The sequence below is a fragment of the Pseudoruegeria sp. HB172150 genome (assembly GCF_013184805.1).
In the GTDB taxonomy this organism is placed as follows: Bacteria; Pseudomonadota; Alphaproteobacteria; order Rhodobacterales; family Rhodobacteraceae; genus Psychromarinibacter.
Window position 1 is genome coordinate 457,925 of sequence record NZ_JAATNG010000002.1, and the last position, 19,885, is coordinate 477,809.

Here is a 19,885-nt window from a genome sequence, read left to right on the forward strand (position 1 = left end):
AAACATGAAGACCAACAGACGCCAATTCATCGGCGGCGCGCTCGGCGCCACCGCACTTTCCGGACTGGCTAGCCCGATGCTGGGTCAGAACGCCCCGATCCGGATCGGCTGTATTACCACGCTATCCGGTGGCTACAGCCTCTTCGGCGAGGCGCAGGCACTGGGCATGCAGATGGCCATCGACGAGATCAACGCGAATGGTGGCGTCGGCGGCAGCCAGCTTGAGCTGGTGGTGCGCAACGACGACATCAAGCCGGACGTCGCGCTTGCCGCGGCGCGGGAGTTGCAGGGAGAAGGCGTGCACATCTACGCGGGCGTTCTTGCCTCCGGCGTGGCGCTGGCGCTGAGCGGGGTGATGGAGGAATTGGACAGTGTCTTCCTCAACGCCGCCTCGCATGGAAACAACCTGACCCACGAGGACTTCAACAAGAACTACTTCCGCGTCACCGATTACTCGGCGATGCGCATCTGGGCTGCCGCCAACCTGATGGCGGACCGCTATCCGGACAACACAAAGTGGGGCGCAATCCTGCCGGACGCAGAGATCGGACGCTCGACGCTCGAGGTGTTCTCGGCCCGGCTGCCGCAGGAGCATCAGACGCTCAACGGGCACGGCGCCACGATCGATGAGCCGGTCTGGACCAAGTTCGGTTCCACAGACTTCCGCGCACCTATCGCGCGGCTGATGAGCCAGGATATCGACGGCCTGTTCGTGGGCCTGGGCGGGGCCGACGAGGTGACCTTCCTGCAGCAGGCAGGGCAGCTTGGGCTGACGAACAAGGTCGGCGCCATCATCACTTCCGGCAGCGAGTTCCTGACGCCCATCGCCCTGAAACAGCGCACGCCCCCGAACTACTGGAGCGGCTTCCACTGGTATTATGGCGCCTACTACGGTGAGAACCCGGTCGCTACCAAGGTGGTCGATACCTATCGCGCCGCCGGGCACGGTCAGCATCCCGACGGCTTTGTGGGCATGGGTCACACCGCGATCCAGGCTATTGCGGCGGGTCTGGAGATATCCGGCAGTACCATGGCCGGCGACCTCGTTCCTGCGCTCGAAGGGGTGACCTTCGAGACGGTGAAGGGGCCAGTCGAGCTACGGGCCGAGGATCACCAGGCCCTTTGCGACGTCAATTACGCGTTGATTGCCGGAGCTGAGAACGAGGACGGCTGGGAAGTTCTGGAAGCCGCCAAGGTCGATGGCCGCCCGTTGGCGGGGGAGCCTTCTCCCGGTGAGGAAATGAGCTTCGGCTGATGTGAACTGAACCACCCGCCGGCCGGAACTGGCGGGTGGCGGACTGTCGCCGTGGCGGCAACGGGAAGCGAAATGACACGACTGGATGACAGGCTGGCGGCGCTGAGGGCCGCGGGGCGGGCGGGACAGGCGCGCGGCCAGGGGCTTGGCGCCATCGCACTGCGGCGGACAGCGGAAGCGCCGGAGCGTGTGGTCGTGATCGACGGCGACCGTGTCGTTACCCGGGGCGAGATGCTGGACATGGCATTGCGTCTTGGCGGCGCGCTACGCGAGCGAGGGCTGCAGCCCGGCGCTGCCATCGCTTTTCAGCTGCCGAATTGGTGGGAAGCCTGCGTCATCAACCTGGCCGCGGCGCTTTTCGGCTACCGTCTGGCACCGCTGATGCCGATCTACCGCTCAGCGGAACTTGGCATGATCCTGCCCGCCTGCGAGGTGCAATCGATCTTTGTTCCGGAACGGTTCGGGACCACTGACTATCCGTCCCTTGTCGCCGGTCTCGCGGAACGGCCTGCGCATGTGTTTACTGTCCGTGGCGCGCCGTCGGATGACGATTTCAAAGCGTTGGTGAGCGGCGCGCCGGCCGATCCAAAACTGCCCGAGGAAGATGATATCAAGATCGTCTTCTTCACCTCGGGCAGCACCGGCCATCCCAAAGGCGTTCTGCACAGCCATGCGGGCGTCGATACAATGATCCGGACCACCGCGTCGTTCTGGGGCGTTGGCGATGCGGACACGCTCTATGTGCCATCGCCGATCGGGCATATTGGCGGCTCCATCTATGCCTTCGAGTTTCCGTGGATCACCGGATGCCGCGCGGTTCTGGCGGAGCGCTGGGATGCGGCGCAGGCTGTGCGGGATATCGACCTGCACAATGCAAGTTTGATGGCCGGCGCGACCCCGTTCTTGGTGAACCTGATCGCTGCGGCCGAGGCGGCGGGGACAAGCCTCCCCAGTCTCCGCCGCTACATCTGCGGCGGCGCTAACGTGTCGCCGGAACTGGTCCGGCGGGGGCTCGCGGCCTTTCCGAATGCGGTGGTGTCGCGAGCCTACGGTTCCTCCGAGGTGCCGCTGGTCTGCCCTGGCATCTCTACGCGGGAAGAAGCGATGCAACGGGCCGATACCGACGGCGAATGTACTGCGGACCTGAAGTTGATCGGAATGGACGGATCGGATGTGTCCGAGGGTACAGACGGCGAGATCGCCGTGCGCGCGTCGCGCATGTTCCTGGGCTATCTCGATGCTTGCGACGAGCAGGGAGCTTTCACGCCCGACGGCTATTTCCGGATGGGCGACCTTGGACGACTGATCGGGGGGCGTTTTCTGGAAATCACCGGACGGATCAAAGACATCATCATCCGTAAGGGCGAGAATATCAGCCCGCTGGAGATAGAGAACGCACTGGCACGGCATCCGGCGGTGCGGCAGGTGGCGGTAGTCGGCATTCCCGATACCGAACGCGGCGAGATGGTGGTGGCTTTCGTTGTGCCGGCAGCGCGGAAGAGTTTCGAATTCGCCGCCATGACCGCGCATCTGACTGCGTTAGGGCTCGCCAGGCAGAAATTTCCGGAGAGGCTGGAGATCGCCGAGGCGCTGCCGCTGACAGCCATCGGCAAGGTGCAAAAGGCCGAGTTGCGCCAACTGGCGATGGCGCGGGCGGGAGAGACGGCATGATGTCGCTTTATCTCTTCTCGCTGTTCAACGGGCTGGTGATGGGGCAGGCGATCTTCCTCGTCGCGGCCGGATTGACGCTGGCCTTCGGAATCATGAAGATCTTCAACTTTGCCCATGGCGCCTTTTTCATGATCGGCGCCTATGTGGCACATGCACTGACCGGACAGGAGGCGGCGAGCCTGCCATTGTTCCTTGGTGCCGCATTCGCCGCCGCGATCGTGGTCGGCGCGATGGGCGTGGCGACGGACCTGGTCGTGTTCCGGCGGTTGGCGGGAGTGCCGACCGAGTACACTCTGATCGCCGCCTTCTCGGTCATGCTGCTGGCCAGCGGCGGGGCGGAGCTGGTGTTCGGCCAGGGCATCCACGCAATCTATCCGCCGGCGGCGCTGGGCGGGCTGATCCAGATGGGTATCCCCATTTCGGTCTACTCGATCTTCATCGTCGGCGCTGGGGTCGTGGCCTTCTTGGTGCTGGAGATCGGGCTGAATCGGCTGTGGTTCGGCAAGCTGATCCAGGCAGTGGCGCGCGACCCGTGGATGTCGGATGTGGCGGGGTTGCGGGTGCAGCGGATCAAGCTGATTTCTGTCGCAATCTCCTTTGCGCTGGCGGGGTTGGCGGGGGGACTATTGGTGGCGAACCAGTCGCTGTCGCTGGATCTTGGCCATTCCTACCTGCTGCTCGCCTTCTGCGCGGTGATCGTAGGCGGGCTGGGATCGGTCAAGGGCGCTTTCTTTGCGGCGATCCTTTTCGGACTGGCGGACAGCCTGAATTACATCCTGCTGCCGACGATGCCGGGCGTCGCGGTCTACGCGCTGCTGATCGTGCTGGTGCTGATCCGGCCGCAGGGCTTCTACCCGGAGCTTTCGCAATGAAGCGCCTGATTGCCTATGGGCTGGTGCTCCTGTTCCTGCTGTTCGCGACCGCTCCCTACACCGTCAATGCCGGATTGGTCTTCATCGCGGGGATCGCGATGACCGAGATCATTTTTGCCCTGTCGTGGAATATGCTGTTTTCCTACGCCGGGCTCGCCTCTTTTGGCCATGCGGCTTTTTTCGGGGTCGGGGCCTACACGGCGGCAGTCTTCCTGAAGTACGATTATGGCCTGCATTTTCTGCTGGTGATCGCGCTGGGAACGTTTCTGGGGGGCGTCTCCTCTTTCGTTGTAGCGATCATCGTGCTGCGTCGGGCGAGCGGTATCCAGCTGGCGATCCTGACACTGGCTTTGTCGCAGCTTGTCGTCACGCTGATTGGCTACTCTGCCTTCCTGGGCCGTGACGAGGGAATCCCGTCGATCCCGCGGCCGGTGATGGAATTTGGCCTGTTCCGGATCGATATGAACGACCAGGTGCAGGCCTATTACTTCCTCTTCGTGATGTCCCTGCTGGCGGTCGCGTTGATGTGGCTGCTTCTGCACGGGTATGTCGGGCGCCGCATGAAAGCGGTGGCCATCGATCCGGAGCGCGCCGCGTTCGTCGGGATCGATGTCTGGCGGGTGCGTGTGTTTGCCTTCACCATCGGCGGCGCGTTTGCTGCCTTCGCCGGCTGCCTGCTGGTGCCCTGGGCGCAGATTGTTACGCCGGACTTGGTAATGTGGCTGCATTCGGCGCAACCGATGCTGGCGACGCTGCTCGGCGGGGCCGGGTTTTTCTGGGGGCCGATCATCGGCGTGCTGGTGCTGAGCATGGTGAACTACGCAACGCGCACCTTCGCGGGTCTCAGCGAGGTGCTGGTGGGCGGCATCCTTCTGATCGTGGTGCTGTTGGCGCCACAGGGGATCATGGGTTTCCTGCGCAGGATCGTCGAGCGGAGCAGCACCGGCAAACCAGCCATGGTGGAGGAACAGGCGTGATCCTCGAAGCCAATGGCATCGAAAAGAGTTACGGGGCGCTGAAGGTGTTGCACGGTATCGACCTGTCGGTGGACGAAGGCGAAACCTTTGCGATCATCGGCCCTAACGGCGCGGGGAAGACCACACTATTCAAAGTGCTGACCGGCGAAAGTCCGGCGAATTCTGGTGTGGTCCGATTCCGCGGGCAGGATGTGACGAAGATGTCCGATTTCCGCAGGGCGCGGCTGGGATTCGGGCGCACGTTCCAGGTGGCGCGGATCTTTCCCGAGGTCGATGTCTTCACAAATGTCGCCATCGCCGTAGAGGCGCGGCTCTCTGCCGAGGGTCGCTCTCCCGGACGCTGGTGGGACTGGCGTGCTTCGTCTCAGGTGGCGTTGGAGGTGGAGGAGATCCTCGAACGGTTCGGTTTTGCCCGCGCGCGCTGGCGGACCGAAGCGCGTTACCTTTCGCACGGGGACCGTAAGCGACTGGAATTCTGCATCGCCCTGGCGACGCGTCCGGCACTGCTGATGCTGGACGAACCAACGGCGGGCATGTCGCCCTCGGATCGGCGCGAGATGACAGGTCTGCTGGCGAGGCTTAAGCGGGACGGCGGAGTGTCGATCGTGATGACCGAGCACGACATGGACATCATCTTCGAGCTGGCAGACCGACTGATGGTTCTGAACTATGGCGAGGCGCTGGCGACGGGCGAACCGGCTGCCGTGCGACGGGATCCAGTGGTGCGCGAGGTCTATCTTGGGCAGCATCATGCTTGAACTGAACGGCATCGAAGCCTTCTATGGCCAGGCGCATATTTTGCATGGCATCTCGCTGGCCGTGGGAGAAGGTGAGCGGGTGGCAATCGTCGGCCGGAACGGCGCCGGCAAGTCGACATTGCTCAAGAGCGTCATGAATGCTGGGCCAAAGGTACGGGGCGAGATCCGTTTCGACGGGATGTCGCTCGGGACGATCAGCGCCTGCGATCGGACTCGGCGTGGCATGACCCTCGTGCCGGAAGACCGGCGCATCTTTACCCATATCACCGTAGCGGAGAATATCCGGCTGGCGCAGCACGGCGCGGGGCCGGGCCGAGACCTGCCGGCACTCGATGAAGTGATCCGCGCCTTCCCGATCCTGAAAGACCTGACCCAGCGGCCCGGCGGCCAGCTTTCCGGCGGGCAGCAGCAGATCCTCGCCGTTGCGCGCGGCATTGCAACGCGGCCTCGGCTGATGCTGCTCGACGAGCCGACAGAAGGCCTGGCGCCGGTGATCGTCGAAAGCCTGGCGCAGGAGGTGATAACCGCCTGCGATCGTTTTGGCATCGCACTATTGTTGGCGGAACAGAATCTTTGGTTCGCCCGGCAATGTGCGACGCAGGTCGTGATCATTGATTCCGGCCAGATCGTCTTTTCGGGCGACTGGGCGGCATTCGATGCGTCTGCGGAACTTGTCGAGCGATACCTCGCTGTCTAGTGATGTCGGAACGAAATGAACCGGAGCCTATCGCCATGGCGCAAGACGGAACACAGGCCATCCGCCGCGCCGCTGCCATCCTGCAGCGCATCGCGCGCGTGTCAGAGTCGTCGCCGCCGACGCTGCGCGAGATCTCCCGTGCGGTGGACCTGCCGCGTTCCACGACGCACCGGATCCTGAAATGCCTGACGGATACCGGGTTGGCGGCCTACAACCCGGAGAGCCGTGAGTACGAAATCGGGCTGCTGAGCTATGAATTGGGTCTCGCGGTGACCGACCGTGTCCTCGACATGCTGCCGCTGCGCGCTGCTGTCGACCGCGTCGCGGCGCGGACCAAGGTGACCACCTATCTGATGCGGCGCTCGGGGATTGAGGCGGTGTGCATCTACAAGGCAGACGGCACTGCCGTGATCCGGGTGATCCCGGTTGAGGTCGGACAGCGTCGGTACCTGGGCGTGGGGGCCGGCGCAACTGCGCTTCTGGCCGAGCTGGACGACGCGACCATTGAGCGGATACTCGCGGCGATTGAGCCGGAGCTGGGTTGTTACGCCGACCTGAGCATCGACAACATTCGGCAATCGGTTCGCAGCACGCGGGAGAGCGGTTTTGCCGTCAGCGAAAAGCGCGTCTACAATTCCACATTCGGCCTGGGAGTCGCGGTCCGCACCGATCACGGCACGGCGGATTTTGCGATTTCCATCGCCGCACACGCACCGGAAGTCCAGGATCAACACGTCAGCGAATACAAGGCGATCATCCAGGAAGAGATCGGCCGCGCTACGGCCGTGACCGGATACGGTTCGAAGGCAAGTCATGGATAGAGCACCGGCGACGCCGCGCGGATTGTTCGACCGGTCCACCGCTGGGCTGCGGATCAAGGCTCCGTCCTATCCGGTTGAGCGCGGACGCATAGCCTTTCTCTGCTCGGTTATCGGCGAGACGAATGCGATCCATTTCGATGCCTCGGCGGCGCGAGCGCGGGGTTATCCGGGCATCGTCGCCCCGCCCACCTTCGCTCAGGTGATAGAGCAGGAGTCCACCCGCATTGCCGAGTTCAATGGAGAACGGACAGTGTTCAATGCGATCCGTGCTGATTATCGCTACCTGCTGCACGGCGCCGAACGTTATGATTTTGCCGGTTACATGCTGGCCGGCGATGAACTGACTGTTTGCCACGAGGTGGTTGGATTCGAATTCAAGAAGGGTGGGGTGCTGGAAATGGCGTATCTGCACACGGTAATCGAAAGTCCGGAGCGTGGGCCTGTCGTGGAGATTGCCCGCACGGTGATCCATCGCCTTCCGGAGCGTGCCGAGTGATGCCCGGTCCCCTGCACGCGGAGCCGGGAATTGGCTTGCCGCCGCTCACATTCGGCCCGGTCACGCGGCGTATGCTCGCACTATTCGCCGGTGCCTCCGGCGATCATAACGCAGTGCATATCGACAGCGATTTCGCGATGGAATCTGGGCTTGAGGACGTATTTGCCCAGGGCATGCTGATGATGGGTCCGCTGACGCGGGTCGTGACGGACTGGGCCGGTCTGCACCGTCTAGAAAGCATCAGCGTCCGGTTCCTAGCGATCACGCCGGTCGGCGCCGTCTGCCGTTGCGAGGGTCAGGTAGAGGAGCGTTTCGAGACCGATGCGGGTCCGCGGCTGAGGGTCGCGCTTTCATCCGTGATCGAAGGCGGCGCCCCGAACCTTTCGGGTGAGGCTATCGTCCGGCTTTAGCCTCTGGTTCCTCGCCGCTGTGAGAGGCGGGATTGCAGCGTTGCGGACAACTCAAATGGCCGCAGCATTAGGGTTTATTTCTGGGCGGTTCTGGCCTCGATATGAGCGGCGATTTCCGCCGCCTGCGCCTCAGTCAGCTGAAGGCCCAGTTTGGTGCGTCTCCGGAGGAAATCTTCCGCCGTCCGCACCCATTCATTCGCGACTGTCCAGTCAATTTCCCGAGCCGTAACCGTCGCGCCAAAATCTTGGCCGAGATCGTCCAGCGATTTCGCCCCGTCCAGGATCGTCAGCGCCTCAGTGCCGTAGGTTTTGACCAGCCTGCGTGCCCACACGCCCGTCAGGAAAGGATAGGCCGCGCGCAGGTCGTCCGCCAGGGCCGGTGCGCCGTGCACTGGGAAATCGCCACCGGGCAGTGGCACGCCTGCGGTCCAGGCGGCACCAATCGCGGGCAGCGCCGTCGACAGCTTTTCCAACGCCGCCTCGGCCAGCTTGCGGTAGGTCGTGATCTTGCCGCCGAAGACGTTCAGCAGCGGCGCGCCTTTCCGATCGAGCTTTAGCACGTATTCCCGCGTCGCCGCGGTGGCGGAGGCGGCGCCGTCGTCGTAGAGAGGGCGGACCCCGGAATAGGTCCAGACGATGTCTTCCTTCCCGATGGGGGTCTTGAAGTAACCGCTGGCGAAGTCGCGCAGGTAGTCGGCCTCTGCCTCGGTGCAGACGGGCGGCGTCCAGGGATCTTCGTGTTCGGCATCTGTGGTGCCGATCAGGGTGAAATCCTCCTCGTAGGGGATCGCGAAGATGATGCGGCCGTCGGTGCCCTGCAGGAAGTAGGCCTTGCCGTGGTCGAAAAGCTTATTCACCACGATATGGCTGCCCCGGACGAGGCGGATGTGCTCGGCAGCGTTGAGGCTCAGTGTTCCGGTGATCACGTCGGAGACCCAGGGGCCGGCGGCATTGACGAGGGCGCGCGCGATGTGGGTCCGGGTAATGCCGGCAGTTTCGGTCTCGATCCGCCACAGGTCACCGTCGCGGGTGGCGGAGGTGACTTTGGTGCGCGTCAGAATGGTCGCGCCGCGCTGGGCGGCATCGCGGGCGTTGAGGACGACGAGGCGGGCGTCCTGGACCCAGCAGTCGGAATACTCGTAGGCGGTCTCGAAGCGGTCCTGCAGGGGCGCGCCTTCCGGCGTGCCCTTCAGGTCGAGTGTGGTGGTTGATGGCAGGATCTTGCGCCCGCCGAGGCTGTCATAGAGGAACAGGCCGAGCCGGATCATCCAGGCTGGGCGGCGGCCCTTCATCCAGGGCATGACCGTGGTCATGAGCCTGGAGGCCGGGGTGCTCCCGTCGAAGCGCATGTCCTTGTGGTATGGCAGGATGAAGCGCATCGGCCAGGAGATGTGGGGCATGGCCTGCAGCAGGACCTCGCGCTCGCGCAGGGCTTCGCGGACCAGCCGGATCTCGAAATATTCGAGGTAGCGGAGGCCGCCGTGGAACAGCTTGGTGGAGGCCGAGGAGGTGGCCGAGGCGAGGTCGTTCATCTCGGCCAGGGTGACGCTCAGGCCGCGGCCGGCGGCGTCTCGGGCGATGCCGCAGCCATTGATGCCGCCGCCGATGATGAAGAGGTCGACAGGGTCGGTCTCGGGCGTCGTCATGGATGCTCCTCAAGGGTGGTCGGGGGCAGGATAGGGGGAGCCGGGGGCGGGGTAAAACCGATAGTTCTGAGGAGTGTTTCGGGGCGTCCCCATGGGGACGCCTTTCAACTGGCTGACTTTAAACAGTAAAAGTATGACTGCGATATTAACCTATTGCGGGGTGGCCAAACGAGCGATCCGCCTCTTTGCTGGCTGGGAGTATCCCGCGTCCTAAATTCCAGACCGAACCGACCGTCCTGCCACATCGCGGAGCCGGTCTGCGGTGCGCGGCCGAGGAGTGGCGAATGCGTCAGACGCATCGAAGGACGGCATTGGGCCCAAAGTGGACCTCGATAGCGATCGCAGCATCCGTCAAGATGCGCCGGTTCAGACGGTCGATCTCAGTGTGTTCGCGGGATACTGCCCCCAGGGCCTATATAGACGAAGGCGTCCCAAACACCGCACGCCACGCGATCATCCCGCGGCGCGATGGATGCGGCCTCGCTCGTCGGCAGCCCGGAGCTGCCGTTTGTCGTCTCGGTACTGCGCGGCTCGTCGGCGGCTGACCGCATACCCAGGAATGCTGCTAGTAGCATCGGACGCTCCTTCGTTCACCTGACGCCGGAGCATGGAGCTATTGGTCGTTGAGACGTGATAGACGAAAACTGTATAATGGTGACGGATTCACCATCTCCGGGGACGCTTTGTGCCGATGTCGACATCAGTCTTGATCATGGCACCGCCACAGGCGAGCACATCCAGCTTATTCGGCCTCCAAGACACGCTCATGGCGGCTGGAAGAGACTGGGAAGCGCTCGTGACCGGCGAACACGAAACGCCGGTATTCGACGTGAAACTGGTAGGGCCAGACAGAGAGCCTTATCCATGCGGTCGATCCGTTCGGATTGCGCCCGAGGTCACGTTCGATGGGCCCCCGGATTGTGACCTCGTCGTCGTGCCGGGGCTCGAGCTTTCCCCCTGGGACCGGCCGGTCCGCGCCGACCACCCGGGGCTCGACTGGCTCGCTTCGCTCGACCAGGCGCGCACTCGGATCGTCTCGGCATGCACGGGTGCGATTTATCTCGCCGAGACGGGCCTGCTCGATGGCGTCGAGGCGACTTCCCATTGGGCTTTCGAGGATGTGTTCCGCCGGCACTATCCAAAAGTTCGACTCCGCCTCGACCGTGGTCTCTGCTTCGCAGAGGCTGATCGAGGCCCAGTGACATCCGGCGGCACCACCGGCTGGCAGGAGCTGGCGCTCTTTCTGATCGCTCACTATGGCGGCGCGCGCCGCGCCGCCCGGGCCGCCAAGATTTGGCTGATGGCTGATCGTGGAGAGCTTCAGGCGCCCTTCACCTCGATGATCCGGGCGACGCCGCACGAGGACGCGCCGATCCGGGCGGCTCAGATATGGATAGCGGATAACTACACGGCCGAGAACCCGGTTCGGGGAATGGCGGCAAGGTCCGGCCTGCCGTCCACGACGTTCGCCCGAAGGTTCCGGAGCGCGACAGGTAGGAGGCCAATGGACTATGTTCAGGCAATCCGGATAGAGGAGGCGCGGCAGCTGCTGGAGACGTCGCCGGCATCGGTCGCCGAGGTCGGCGAACAGGTTGGATTCGAGGACGCGGCATACTTCCGACGCCTATTCAAGAAGAGGACTGGGCTCACGCCAGCGGAGCATCGTCGTATGTTTGGGGCCACGCGCTTCGCGCACTTCGAATGATCCGGACGCGGCGGTTGAGGCGACGAGGACAACGGTCCGGAAGGTCCGCCCTTCCGCCATTCACCAGATGTCCAGCCCGAGCCCGCTTCAAACACATCCCCCGCGCGAACAGCGGCGAAGGCGCGGTGGGCCGGCTTGACTCAAGCCCCCCAGAGCCTGAGACATTCCCTTGCTGCGGGAAGTCCTGCGAAGTCTTGCTTTCGACGGTGCGAAAGCAGGTCAAACCTTGCGAGACGGGCGGTGTGACTGTCGAACGCAAAAGAAGAGGATGTTCCGATGCTGGTAACAGAGACATTTCCCTTCGACGGCGGCCGACAGGTTTCGGCCTATGTGCCGGAGCGGCCGATCGAGGCGGTCGTGTACTGCGCAGATGGCCAGCTCATCGTGCCATGGGGCGCCGATATCGAGGCTGAAGACTTCCCCTCGACACTGGTCGTGGGAGCCCATCGGAACCGCGACGAAACCCTCAGGCTGCACGAGTACTCTCCCAAGTTCGACCCGGCAGCATTCGGACAGCACGAAGAGTTCTTCATCGGGGACCTGTGCGCATGGGCCGGCTCCCGGTTTGGACTGAAAGTCCCGAGGGAGCGAACGGCGGTCTTCGGGGTGTCGGCGAGCGGGGAGTTCGCCCTCGCGATGGGCGCCCGCCATCCGGACCAGTTCGGAGCGGTTTTTTCCGCGTCGCCCGGGGCTGGTTTCAGGCCGTCTGAGGATACGATCAGTTCGATGCCGCCAACCTACATGGTGGCCGGTCGCGAGGAACCGTTCTTTCTTGCGAATGCGCGGCGGTGGGCCAATTCACTGCGTGACAACGGTGTCGAGGTTGTCATGACCGAACGCGATGCAGGGCACGACGATGCGATGTGGCGGGCGGAATTTCCCCGGATGATCTCGTGGGCGTTTTCCTGAGGCTGTCGGCTGGACGGTTGGAACCTTTTGCCGGCGCGAATAGCGGCGAAGCCGCCGCGCATCGACGGGCCGTCCCTGGGCCCGGCGATTTGGGTGCCGCAAGCGAATATCTCCATGTGTAGAGGGGTGTGGCCGGCATGAAGCGCCTACGCTTTCCGGTCGGATCGCCGCGCCGCGGCACGTCGATGCGCGGTCCGGGTTACTCTGTCCGAAGCGTCCGCAAGCCCAGCCTTTCTCGGGCCACGACCGGAACTCCGCGCTGCCTACTCCGCCGCCTGCCTGACGCCGTATTTCTCGATGAATTCCTCGATCGACAGCTTCCGGATGTCCGGCAGCGCCGCGCGCAGCGCGTCGTGCGACCAGTCCCACCATGCGATCTGTTGCAGCGCTGCGGCCTGCGCCTCGGTGAAACGCGGCTTGATGGGTTTCGCGGGCACGCCGCCGACGATGGTGTAGGGGGCGACGTCCTTTGACACCACGGCCCCGGCGCCCACAACGGCGCCGTCGCCGATGGTGACGCCGGGCAGCACGGTGACGCCGTGGCCGATCCAGACGTCGTTGCCGATAGTCACCCAGTGATCCTTGCGCCACTGGAAGAACTCGGCGTCGTCCTCGCCCAGGTCGAACATTTCCGCCCGGTAGGTGAAGTGATGCTGTGCCGCGCGCCAAGTGGCGTGGTTGCCGGGGTTGATCCGGGCACCCTGTGCGATGGAGCAGAACTTGCCGATGGTCGACCACACAGCCGAGCTGTCGGTGACGATGTAGGAATAATCGCCGAACTCAACCTCGCGCAGGGTGACACGCGCCTGGATGTCGGTCCAGCGGCCGAGGGTGCAGTTGGTGACCTTCGCCGTCTCGTGGATGGTGGGGGCTTCGGAGAGTTTCTTCACAGGGTGGCCTCGGTTGGCTGGATGTCTGTCAGCGCGGGGTGGCGCAGGCGGATGCTGGCGGATTCCCGGCGTTCGGCCCGACCGTCGCGGAGCAGGATCGGTTCGGAGAGCAGCTTTACCTCGCGCACTCCCAGTTCCGGAAAGTCGAGACCCATCGAATGCGCCAGCGCAGCGCGGAAGCCGGGTTTCGGATTCAGCGCCGGTGCGATGTCGCGGCTGCCCAGTTTGAGGTAATGCGCGATGTCCCATTCCTGAAACACATCGTCGATCCGGGTGACGACCCAGCAGTGCATGTCCTCGCACCAGTCACGTTTTTCGGCGGGGAAGAAGCAGCCGGTGATGTAGCCCGCTTCGATCCCGGCGGCGCGCAGCGATGCGATGAAATAGGTGTTGATGTCGACGCAGGAGCCCTCTGTCAGGCCGCAGCCGAGCAGGGGCACCTCGTCCATGCCATCGTTGAACCGGATATCGGGGTGGCCGTAGGTGAAACGTTCTGCCACGGCGCAGGCGATGCGGCGGGAGCGCTCGTCGTCTGGCCCGGTTCCGGCGATGTCGGATGCCTCGGCCAGCAGGGCCTCGGCGGCGCGGGTGTAGCGCGAGGCGGTCGGGTGGAACATCGCCTCGGGATAGGTTCCGTCTTTGCTTTCCTCGTAGCGATAACGAAGGGTGAGGGCAGGGCCAGCGGCGCTGATGGCAAGCGCGGGCAGGCCGGTGGCGGCCTCGGTGACGTGGCGGACCTGACCGCCGGAGACGTCGCAGCCGCGCGATACGGCATGGGGCGTCGACTGGCCGCAGGCGGCCAGCACAAGTGCGCCGGGAGGCAGGTTGTCGACGGTGACGGTGATCTCGAATTCGGAGGTCATGTGCGCGCTTTCTCTCCGGAAGGCGGGATTGCGGTGCCGCGGTGGGAGGGGCCGGAGGTGTTCGGGAGTTCTGCGGTGGTTCGTGCCATCCCGGATCACTCCAGCGACAGGCGGGTGAAGGTCATGGGCCGGTCCCCCGAGAAGGTCAGATCGAACAGATCCGGGTTGGCCAGCGCGAACATTTCGTCCGGACCGAAGGCGGGGTCGATGCCGCTGAGGAGCGCCGCGATCAGGCCGCCATGGGACACCACCGCGGGGCGGTCGCGACCGAGGGCTGCGATGCGGGCTAGGGCCCGCAGGGCGCGGGATTCGGTTGCTGCAAGGCTTTCGCCACCGGGCAGGTACATCTGCCGGTCGGCAAAGCCCAGGCGCAGCTGCTCGCGCCAGTCGTCGCGGGGTTCGGCGGTCAGCACACGCTCGCGCAGGTCGTCGTCGGTATCCACCGCCGCGCCGATGCTGGCGGCGAAGGGTTCGGCGGTTTCCACGGCCCGCCTGTACGGGCTCGAATGGATGGCGCAGGCGCCGAGTGCGCGCAGGCGCGGGGCGAGCGCCTGCGCCTGGGCGCGACCGGACGTGGTCAGCAGGGCCTCGGGCGCCTGGCCGGTGGTTTCCGCGTGGCGTATCAGCAGGATGGTGTTCACTTCGCCCCTTCGTGCCGCCCGATGATCCGCGACCGGATCAGCCCGGACAGGTAGTCGATGACGTAGACCATAGCGATGATCAGAAAGATGATCGACCAGGCCTCGTCCCAGCGGTAGGCGGCGATGCGGTCGGAGAGCATGAAGCCGATGCCGCCTGCGCCGACGATGCCGAGAATGGTGCCGGAGCGGACGTTGGATTCGAAGTTGTAGAGCAGGATCGACAGGATCACCGGCATCACCTGCGGCAGGGTTCCGAAACGGATCTGCTGCAGGCGGGACCCGCCGGCGGCCTTGACGCCTTCGACCGGTTTCTCGGAGGTGTTCTCGATGGCCTCCGAGAAAAGCTTGGCGAAGGTGCCGATCTCGGACACCGCGATGGCGAGGATGCCGGGCAGGGGACCGAGGCCGAAGGCCCGGATGAAGATCAGCGCGAGGATCAGCGTCTCGAAGGCGCGGATGACATCGTAGCCGCGGCGAACGGTCAGCCGCAGGAAACCCAGCCGGTTGATGTTCTTGGCGCCGAGGAAGGACAGCGGGAAGGCGAAGACGGCTCCGATCAATGTGCCGAGGAAGGCCATGGAGAGGGTTTCGCCCAGCCCCTCGAGCACCGGCTCGAACTCTTCCCAGGTGGTCCAGATATGCGGCGGGAACATGAAGGAGAGAACGTTGCCGAAACGCTCGATGCCGGTCCAGATCCGCGCGGGCGAGAAGTCGAAGGCCCAGAGGCAGTAGGCGAAGAGTCCGAGGAAGCCGGTCCAGAGCACGGCGCGCCTGATGCGGACGGGGAGCGGCGCTTCGAAGGCCAGCGGGTGGTCGGAGCGGGCGGCGGCGATGCGGGCGTCGGTGATGTCGGTCATTCCCGGTCTCCCAGTCCGATGACGCGGTGGCGCAGCTTTTCCGAGCCGTAGTCGATGATTACAACGGTCACGAAGATGATGATGAACAGCGCCGAGAGGTCGGTGTATTCCTGGAACGACATGGCGGTGCGGATCTCCTGCCCCAGTCCGCCGGCGCCGACATAGCCGATGATCGAAGAGGAGCGCACGTTGATCTCGAACCTGAGCAGCGTGTAGCTGATCACATTCGGCAGCACCTGCGGCACGGCGCCATAGCGGATCTGGTCGAACCAGTTACCGCCGGCGGCCTTTACACCTTCGAGCGGGCGCATGTCGATGTTTTCGATAGCTTCGGAGTAAAGCTTGCCGAGCGCGCCGGTGGCGTGCAGGCCGATGGCCATGACGCCTGCCATCGGGCCGACCGAGAAGCAGAACACGAAGATCAGCGCCCAGACGAGCTCCGGTACGGTCCGGGCGATTTCCAGGTAGCGGCGGGTGATCCACAGGATCCACCGGTTCGGCGCCAGGTTGCGCGAGGCGGGAAAGGCCAGGGTAAAGCCGCCGATGACGCCGAATGTAGTGGCCATGAAGGCGATCAGGATGGTTTCGATCAGCAGGCGCAGCCATGTCTGCCAGCGCCAGAACCAGTTTGCGAGATCGGCGCCGAGGGTTTCCCAGTGCAGATCCGGGAAGGTCTGGACGATGTATTCACCCAGCCGCGGCAGGCCGGCGGGAATGATCCAGCGCCATTCGCGGCTGCCGTCGGGCATGGTCACCTGGGTGACCTTGAAGAAGTCGCCGAGCCAGGCGGTGAGGCAGAATGCGGCGAAGAAAAGAATGGTCCCCACGGCCCAGGAGATGCGGGCGGAGCGGCGTTTTTCGGCGTAGTCGCGCTCGAAGGCGGCGATCGCGCTTGGTCCGGAGACCGGCGGGTTGGTGGTGAACTCGGCGGTTATGGTCATGGGATCGCGCGCATGAAAAGGGCGGGCAACGGCGCCCGCCCTTCATGGCCTGTTTGTCTTACGAACCGCGGCGCTGTTCTTTCAGCCACTGGCGCATGTCGACGATCCACTGGTAGCGTTCGTGATCGACGCGCTTGAAGCCGGCATCGGGGTTCGGATCGTTCGGATCGATGCGGTTGTAGGCGGCCCAACCTTCGGGATCGGCAGTCGGGAAGGATTCGAAGGCTGCAGTGATCTCTTCGATCATTTCCGGCGGCAGATTGGTGCGGAAGGCGAGCGGGCCGCTGGTGATCTCGGGGCTTTCCCAAATCTTGCAGACAACACCCTTCTCGATCATGCCCTTGTTTTCCATGTTCTGGAAAACGCCGTCGAGGTCGCTCGACTGGTTGGTGGAGGCGGTGTCGAAGGTGCCGTTCACCACGCCCTGCACGCCGGCTTCGTGGCTGCCCGAGAACGGAGTGGCAGAGAAATACTCGGCCGGGTCGATCCCTTCTTTGGAGACGAAGTTGAAGTAGGGCACGGCGTAACCCGAGGTCGAGTCGGGATCGGCGAAGGCGTGAACCTTGCCCTCGGCATCGGCCAGCGATTTGATGCCGCTGTCGCAGCGGGTGACCACGATGGAGTTGTAGCCCGAGTTGCCGTCTTTCTTGACCGTGGTCAGGGTCGGCACGACGCCGCCTTCGGTGGCGGTATAGGCGGCAGCATAGGAGGAGGAGCCGAAGCGCGCCGCTTCGATCTGGTTGGCGGCGATGGCCTGGATCACGCCGTCGTAGTTGCCGGCGGTAAAGATCTCGACCGAAACGCCGAGCGTGTCCTCAAGGTAGGCCCGCAGCGGTTCGTTGCGTTCCAGCCGGTCCTTTTCGTTTTCGCCCGACAGGACGCCGAACTTGACGACCTGATAGTCGTCGCGCCAGCCCTCGGCAAAGAGCGGGCCGGCGGCGGTCAGCGCCACGATGGCAGCGGTGGTGAACAGTTTCATCGAGTGGTCTCCCTTGGTGTCAATGTCGGGGTGGCCTTACGCCGGAACCTTTTCGCGGTGCCGGATCGAAGTGGAGGTGACGGCCTCGTTGAACTCCTCGAGTCCCTCGGAACCGTAGATGTCGCGCACAACCTCGTCGGTGAGCTGCGGCGCGGTGCCGTCGAACATGACCCGGCCGTCGCGCATCGCGATGACGCGGTCGCAGTAGGCGCGGGCCGTATCGAGGGTGTGGAGGTTGACCAGAACGGTCAGTCCGTCCTCGCGGTTGATGGATTTCAGCGCTTCCATCACGCGGGTGGCGTTGCCCGGGTCGAGCGAGGCGATGGGTTCGTCGGCCAGCATGATGCGCGGGTTCTGGACCAGGGCGCGGGCGATGGCGACGCGCTGCTGCTGGCCGCCGGAGAGCGTGCCGGCGCGCTGCAGCGCCTTCGGCGCCATGTCGAGCCGGTCGAGCGCTTCGATTGCCATCGTCCGTTCGGCGTCGGAAAAGCGCATCGCCATCGAGTTGACGAAGCTGTGGTCGGCGAGGCGGCCGACCAGCACGTTGGTCAGCACGTCGAGCCGTTCCACCAGGTTGAACTGCTGGAAGATCATCGCGCAGTCGCGGCGCCATTCCCGCAGCGCCTTGCCGCGTAGCGATGTTATCGTTCGCTCGCCGAAGCTGACCTGCCCCTCGGACGGGTCTATCAGGCGGTTGATCAGGCGCAGAAGCGTGGACTTTCCTGCGCCGGAGCGACCGATGACGCCGACGAACTGACCGGGCAGGATCGTCAGTGATACCTGATCCACCGCGGCGACACTGCCGAAACGTCGGGTGAGGTTCTGGAGCGTGAGTTCGTGTCTGTTCATGCACTCCGTTCTGGAGCGATTCCGTAACCCGGGATTTTCATTCGGATGAATTTTCTGCTGCCTCCCTGCGACGGGAATGTGACGCCTGGCGGGTGCCGCATCCGGGGATCGCGGGGGGCGGAACGGGTTTTGATGCAGCCTTGTGCAAAGTCATCCGGAGGCTTCGCGTTCCCGTTACATTTCCGCAAAGGAACCGTCATGAAAACGATGGCCCCGTGTCACTCCGGCCAGTTGCGAGGGCGTCCGGCCCGCCGTGATGGAGAGCGACGGTCTTGCCGTCATGGCGCGGCGGTCCTATTCGGACGCTGAGGCGAATCCAGCACAAGGGGCAGGGACATGGACGGGACGGGCATGATGCAGGCGACCGTGTTCGAAGGCGCGGAGGTTGTGCTGGGCGACCGGATCGAGAAGGTCTCGGTCCGGGTGGAGGACGGGGTGATCACCGGGCTCGACGTATCACACGATGGGGCGCGGGTGGTGGAGGCGAAGGGGCGGTTGCTGGCACCGGCGCTGGTCGATGTGCACGGCGACGCTTTCGAGCGGCAGCTGATGCCGCGGCCGGGTGTGTTCTTTCCCATCGACGTGGCCGTGCTGGAGACCGACCGGCAGCTGGCCGGGAACGGCATCGCCACTGCCTATCATGCCATGACCATGGGCTGGGAGCCGGGGCTGCGGTCGATCGACCGGGGCAGGGAGCTGGTTCAGAAACTGTCGGACATGGCGCCGCGGCTGGCCGTGGAGAATCGGGTGCAGTTGCGCTGGGAGACGTTCTGCCTGGAGGCGGAGGACGCGCTGGCCGACATGCTGGCCTCCGGGCTGACGCCGTCGGTCGCGTTCAACGATCACACCTCGATGGGTCTGCTTGCGCCGGACGTGCGGCTGCAGGACCGGCCGTTCGAACTGTCGCCGGATTTTCCGGTGGTCGATACGACTTCTGCCGAGTTCCGCCGAAAGATGGAGAAGCGGGCGATGCGGTCGGACATTCCGGTCGACGCGTTCATTTCGCTGATGCTGGGTGTCTGGGAGCGGCGCCCGCAGGTGGCCGATGGCATTGCACGGGTGGCCGAAAAGGCGCGAGCCGTGGGGGCGCCGATGCTGAGCCATGACGATACGCAGATCGAGACGCGGGATTTCTATCGCGGACACGGCTCGCGTATCTCAGAGTTTCCAATGAACGACACGGTGACAGAAGCGGCGCGCGAGGCGGGGGACTGGATCGTCTTCGGATCGCCCAACGTGGTGCGGGGCGGCAGTCACATCGGGTCGCCCTCGGCGGCGGAGATGGTGGAGCGGGGCCTCTGTGATATCCTCGCGTCGGATTACTATTATCCGGCGGTGCTGGCAGCGGTTGCACGGCTGCACGCAGAAGAACGCGCGCCTCTGCATGAGCTGTGGAAGCTGATTTCCACCAATGCCGCGGCCGCCTCGGGCCTGACCGACCGGGGCGAGATCGCGACAGGGAAGCGGGCCGATCTGGTGCTTGTCGACTGGCCCGACAGTGCGGCGCCGAAAATCGACATGACGCTCAGCGCCGGGCGCGTGGCACACAGCGCGTTCTGAACCGGGGCCCGGATCCTCTATTCTTCTGGCTGAAAGTATCCCAAGGGGCTCCCGGGGGACAACGCCCCCGGCAGGTCGGATTGCAGGC

The 19,885-nt window shown here is 64.4% G+C and carries 20 protein-coding genes; 12 read left to right on the forward strand and 8 right to left on the reverse strand.

What is annotated here, in order from left to right; translation table 11 throughout:
• Window positions 1-4 precede the first annotated feature (4 nt).
• The 9 genes from HCO70_RS14020 to HCO70_RS14060 all read left to right on the forward strand — a co-directional run bounded on the left by HCO70_RS14020 (window position 5) and on the right by HCO70_RS14060 (window position 7,957).
• Window positions 5-1,255, forward strand: coding sequence for an ABC transporter substrate-binding protein (locus HCO70_RS14020; RefSeq protein ID WP_172297157.1), 1,251 nt, complete (start codon window positions 5-7; stop codon window positions 1,253-1,255).
• 72 nt (window positions 1,256-1,327) lie between these two features.
• Window positions 1,328-2,926, forward strand: coding sequence for an AMP-binding protein (locus HCO70_RS14025; RefSeq protein WP_172297159.1), 1,599 nt, complete (start codon window positions 1,328-1,330; stop codon window positions 2,924-2,926).
• On the forward strand, window positions 2,923-3,798 hold the full coding sequence (locus tag HCO70_RS14030) for a branched-chain amino acid ABC transporter permease (protein WP_216665433.1): 876 nt from the start codon (window positions 2,923-2,925) through the stop codon (window positions 3,796-3,798). Before HCO70_RS14025 ends, HCO70_RS14030 begins: the two co-directional genes overlap by 4 nt.
• A complete protein-coding gene (locus tag HCO70_RS14035) occupies window positions 3,795-4,775 on the forward strand; it encodes a branched-chain amino acid ABC transporter permease (protein ID WP_172297161.1) in 981 nt (326 codons plus the stop codon). Before HCO70_RS14030 ends, HCO70_RS14035 begins: the two co-directional genes overlap by 4 nt.
• On the forward strand, window positions 4,772-5,533 hold the full coding sequence (locus HCO70_RS14040) for an ATP-binding cassette domain-containing protein (protein ID WP_172297163.1): 762 nt from the start codon (window positions 4,772-4,774) through the stop codon (window positions 5,531-5,533). Before HCO70_RS14035 ends, HCO70_RS14040 begins: the two co-directional genes overlap by 4 nt.
• Complete coding sequence (locus tag HCO70_RS14045) at window positions 5,526-6,230, forward strand: ABC transporter ATP-binding protein (protein ID WP_172297165.1); 705 nt, start codon at window positions 5,526-5,528, stop codon at window positions 6,228-6,230. The genes HCO70_RS14040 and HCO70_RS14045 overlap by 8 nt, the downstream gene beginning before the upstream one ends.
• Before the next feature lie 35 nt (window positions 6,231-6,265).
• Window positions 6,266-7,051, forward strand: a complete 786-nt coding sequence (locus tag HCO70_RS14050) for an IclR family transcriptional regulator (RefSeq protein WP_172297167.1) — start codon at window positions 6,266-6,268, stop codon at window positions 7,049-7,051.
• On the forward strand, window positions 7,044-7,547 hold the full coding sequence (locus HCO70_RS14055; RefSeq protein ID WP_172297169.1) for a MaoC family dehydratase N-terminal domain-containing protein: 504 nt from the start codon (window positions 7,044-7,046) through the stop codon (window positions 7,545-7,547). The genes HCO70_RS14050 and HCO70_RS14055 overlap by 8 nt, the downstream gene beginning before the upstream one ends.
• A complete protein-coding gene (locus HCO70_RS14060; RefSeq protein WP_172297171.1) occupies window positions 7,547-7,957 on the forward strand; it encodes a MaoC/PaaZ C-terminal domain-containing protein in 411 nt (136 codons plus the stop codon). The genes HCO70_RS14055 and HCO70_RS14060 overlap by 1 nt, the downstream gene beginning before the upstream one ends.
• A gap of 74 nt (window positions 7,958-8,031) precedes the next feature.
• Here the strand turns inward: HCO70_RS14060 and glpD are convergent, their stop codons facing one another.
• Window positions 8,032-9,603: a glycerol-3-phosphate dehydrogenase gene (gene glpD / locus HCO70_RS14065; protein WP_172297173.1), complete on the reverse strand. Its 1,572-nt coding sequence runs from the start codon at window positions 9,601-9,603 to the stop codon at window positions 8,032-8,034.
• Between the two features lie 691 nt (window positions 9,604-10,294).
• On the opposite strand from glpD, the gene HCO70_RS14070 reads away from it, so the two are divergent.
• Window positions 10,295-11,308, forward strand: coding sequence for a GlxA family transcriptional regulator (locus HCO70_RS14070; RefSeq protein ID WP_172297175.1), 1,014 nt, complete (start codon window positions 10,295-10,297; stop codon window positions 11,306-11,308).
• Between the two features lie 276 nt (window positions 11,309-11,584).
• The gene (locus tag HCO70_RS14075) at window positions 11,585-12,217 is read left to right on the forward strand and encodes an esterase family protein (protein WP_172297177.1); all 633 of its coding nucleotides are present in this window, start codon (window positions 11,585-11,587) and stop codon (window positions 12,215-12,217) included.
• 263 nt (window positions 12,218-12,480) lie between these two features.
• Here HCO70_RS14075 and HCO70_RS14080 read toward each other — a convergent pair whose 3' ends face one another.
• The 7 genes from HCO70_RS14080 to phnC form a co-directional block, all read right to left on the reverse strand.
• The gene (locus HCO70_RS14080) at window positions 12,481-13,107 is read right to left on the reverse strand and encodes a DapH/DapD/GlmU-related protein (RefSeq protein WP_172297178.1); all 627 of its coding nucleotides are present in this window, start codon (window positions 13,105-13,107) and stop codon (window positions 12,481-12,483) included.
• The gene (locus HCO70_RS14085; RefSeq protein WP_172297180.1) at window positions 13,104-13,970 is read right to left on the reverse strand and encodes a transglutaminase-like domain-containing protein; all 867 of its coding nucleotides are present in this window, start codon (window positions 13,968-13,970) and stop codon (window positions 13,104-13,106) included. The genes HCO70_RS14080 and HCO70_RS14085 overlap by 4 nt, the downstream gene beginning before the upstream one ends.
• Window positions 13,971-14,065: 95 nt before the next feature.
• A complete protein-coding gene (locus HCO70_RS14090) occupies window positions 14,066-14,611 on the reverse strand; it encodes a histidine phosphatase family protein (protein ID WP_172297182.1) in 546 nt (181 codons plus the stop codon).
• Entirely contained in the window at window positions 14,608-15,468 is an 861-nt protein-coding gene (gene phnE / locus HCO70_RS14095) for a phosphonate ABC transporter, permease protein PhnE (RefSeq protein WP_172297183.1), read from the reverse strand. Before phnE (HCO70_RS14095) ends, HCO70_RS14090 begins: the two co-directional genes overlap by 4 nt.
• Window positions 15,465-16,409, reverse strand: coding sequence for a phosphonate ABC transporter, permease protein PhnE (gene phnE, locus HCO70_RS14100; protein WP_172297185.1), 945 nt, complete (start codon window positions 16,407-16,409; stop codon window positions 15,465-15,467). The genes phnE (HCO70_RS14095) and phnE (HCO70_RS14100) overlap by 4 nt, the downstream gene beginning before the upstream one ends.
• 58 nt (window positions 16,410-16,467) lie before the next feature.
• Window positions 16,468-17,388 (reverse strand): phosphate/phosphite/phosphonate ABC transporter substrate-binding protein, encoded by a 921-nt coding sequence (gene phnD, locus HCO70_RS14105; protein WP_172297187.1) that lies wholly within the window; start codon window positions 17,386-17,388, stop codon window positions 16,468-16,470.
• Between the two features lie 36 nt (window positions 17,389-17,424).
• Window positions 17,425-18,237 carry a phosphonate ABC transporter ATP-binding protein gene (gene phnC, locus HCO70_RS14110; protein ID WP_172297189.1) on the reverse strand — a complete coding sequence of 271 codons (813 nt, stop codon included), beginning with the start codon at window positions 18,235-18,237 and terminating at the stop codon, window positions 17,425-17,427.
• Between the two features lie 336 nt (window positions 18,238-18,573).
• On the opposite strand from phnC, the gene HCO70_RS14115 reads away from it, so the two are divergent.
• Complete coding sequence (locus HCO70_RS14115; protein WP_253913281.1) at window positions 18,574-19,797, forward strand: alpha-D-ribose 1-methylphosphonate 5-triphosphate diphosphatase; 1,224 nt, start codon at window positions 18,574-18,576, stop codon at window positions 19,795-19,797.
• Window positions 19,798-19,885: the final 88 nt, after the last annotated feature.

Coding starts and splice junctions, on each gene's coding strand:
- HCO70_RS14030 (WP_216665433.1), top strand. CDS start 2,923: ATGATGTCGCTTTATCTCTTCTCGCTGTTCAACGGGCTGGTGATGGGG.
- HCO70_RS14085 (WP_172297180.1), bottom strand. CDS start 13,970: ATGACCTCCGAATTCGAGATCACCGTCACCGTCGACAACCTGCCTCCC.
- HCO70_RS14055 (WP_172297169.1), top strand. CDS start 7,044: ATGGATAGAGCACCGGCGACGCCGCGCGGATTGTTCGACCGGTCCACC.
- HCO70_RS14115 (WP_253913281.1), top strand. CDS start 18,574: ATGGACGGGACGGGCATGATGCAGGCGACCGTGTTCGAAGGCGCGGAG.
- HCO70_RS14075 (WP_172297177.1), top strand. CDS start 11,585: ATGCTGGTAACAGAGACATTTCCCTTCGACGGCGGCCGACAGGTTTCG.
- HCO70_RS14045 (WP_172297165.1), top strand. CDS start 5,526: ATGCTTGAACTGAACGGCATCGAAGCCTTCTATGGCCAGGCGCATATT.
- HCO70_RS14020 (WP_172297157.1), top strand. CDS start 5: ATGAAGACCAACAGACGCCAATTCATCGGCGGCGCGCTCGGCGCCACC.
- HCO70_RS14070 (WP_172297175.1), top strand. CDS start 10,295: ATGTCGACATCAGTCTTGATCATGGCACCGCCACAGGCGAGCACATCC.
- phnE (WP_172297185.1), bottom strand. CDS start 16,409: ATGACCATAACCGCCGAGTTCACCACCAACCCGCCGGTCTCCGGACCA.
- glpD (WP_172297173.1), bottom strand. CDS start 9,603: ATGACGACGCCCGAGACCGACCCTGTCGACCTCTTCATCATCGGCGGC.
- phnE (WP_172297183.1), bottom strand. CDS start 15,468: ATGACCGACATCACCGACGCCCGCATCGCCGCCGCCCGCTCCGACCAC.
- HCO70_RS14025 (WP_172297159.1), top strand. CDS start 1,328: ATGACACGACTGGATGACAGGCTGGCGGCGCTGAGGGCCGCGGGGCGG.
- HCO70_RS14050 (WP_172297167.1), top strand. CDS start 6,266: ATGGCGCAAGACGGAACACAGGCCATCCGCCGCGCCGCTGCCATCCTG.
- phnD (WP_172297187.1), bottom strand. CDS start 17,388: ATGAAACTGTTCACCACCGCTGCCATCGTGGCGCTGACCGCCGCCGGC.
- HCO70_RS14035 (WP_172297161.1), top strand. CDS start 3,795: ATGAAGCGCCTGATTGCCTATGGGCTGGTGCTCCTGTTCCTGCTGTTC.
- phnC (WP_172297189.1), bottom strand. CDS start 18,237: ATGAACAGACACGAACTCACGCTCCAGAACCTCACCCGACGTTTCGGC.
- HCO70_RS14060 (WP_172297171.1), top strand. CDS start 7,547: ATGCCCGGTCCCCTGCACGCGGAGCCGGGAATTGGCTTGCCGCCGCTC.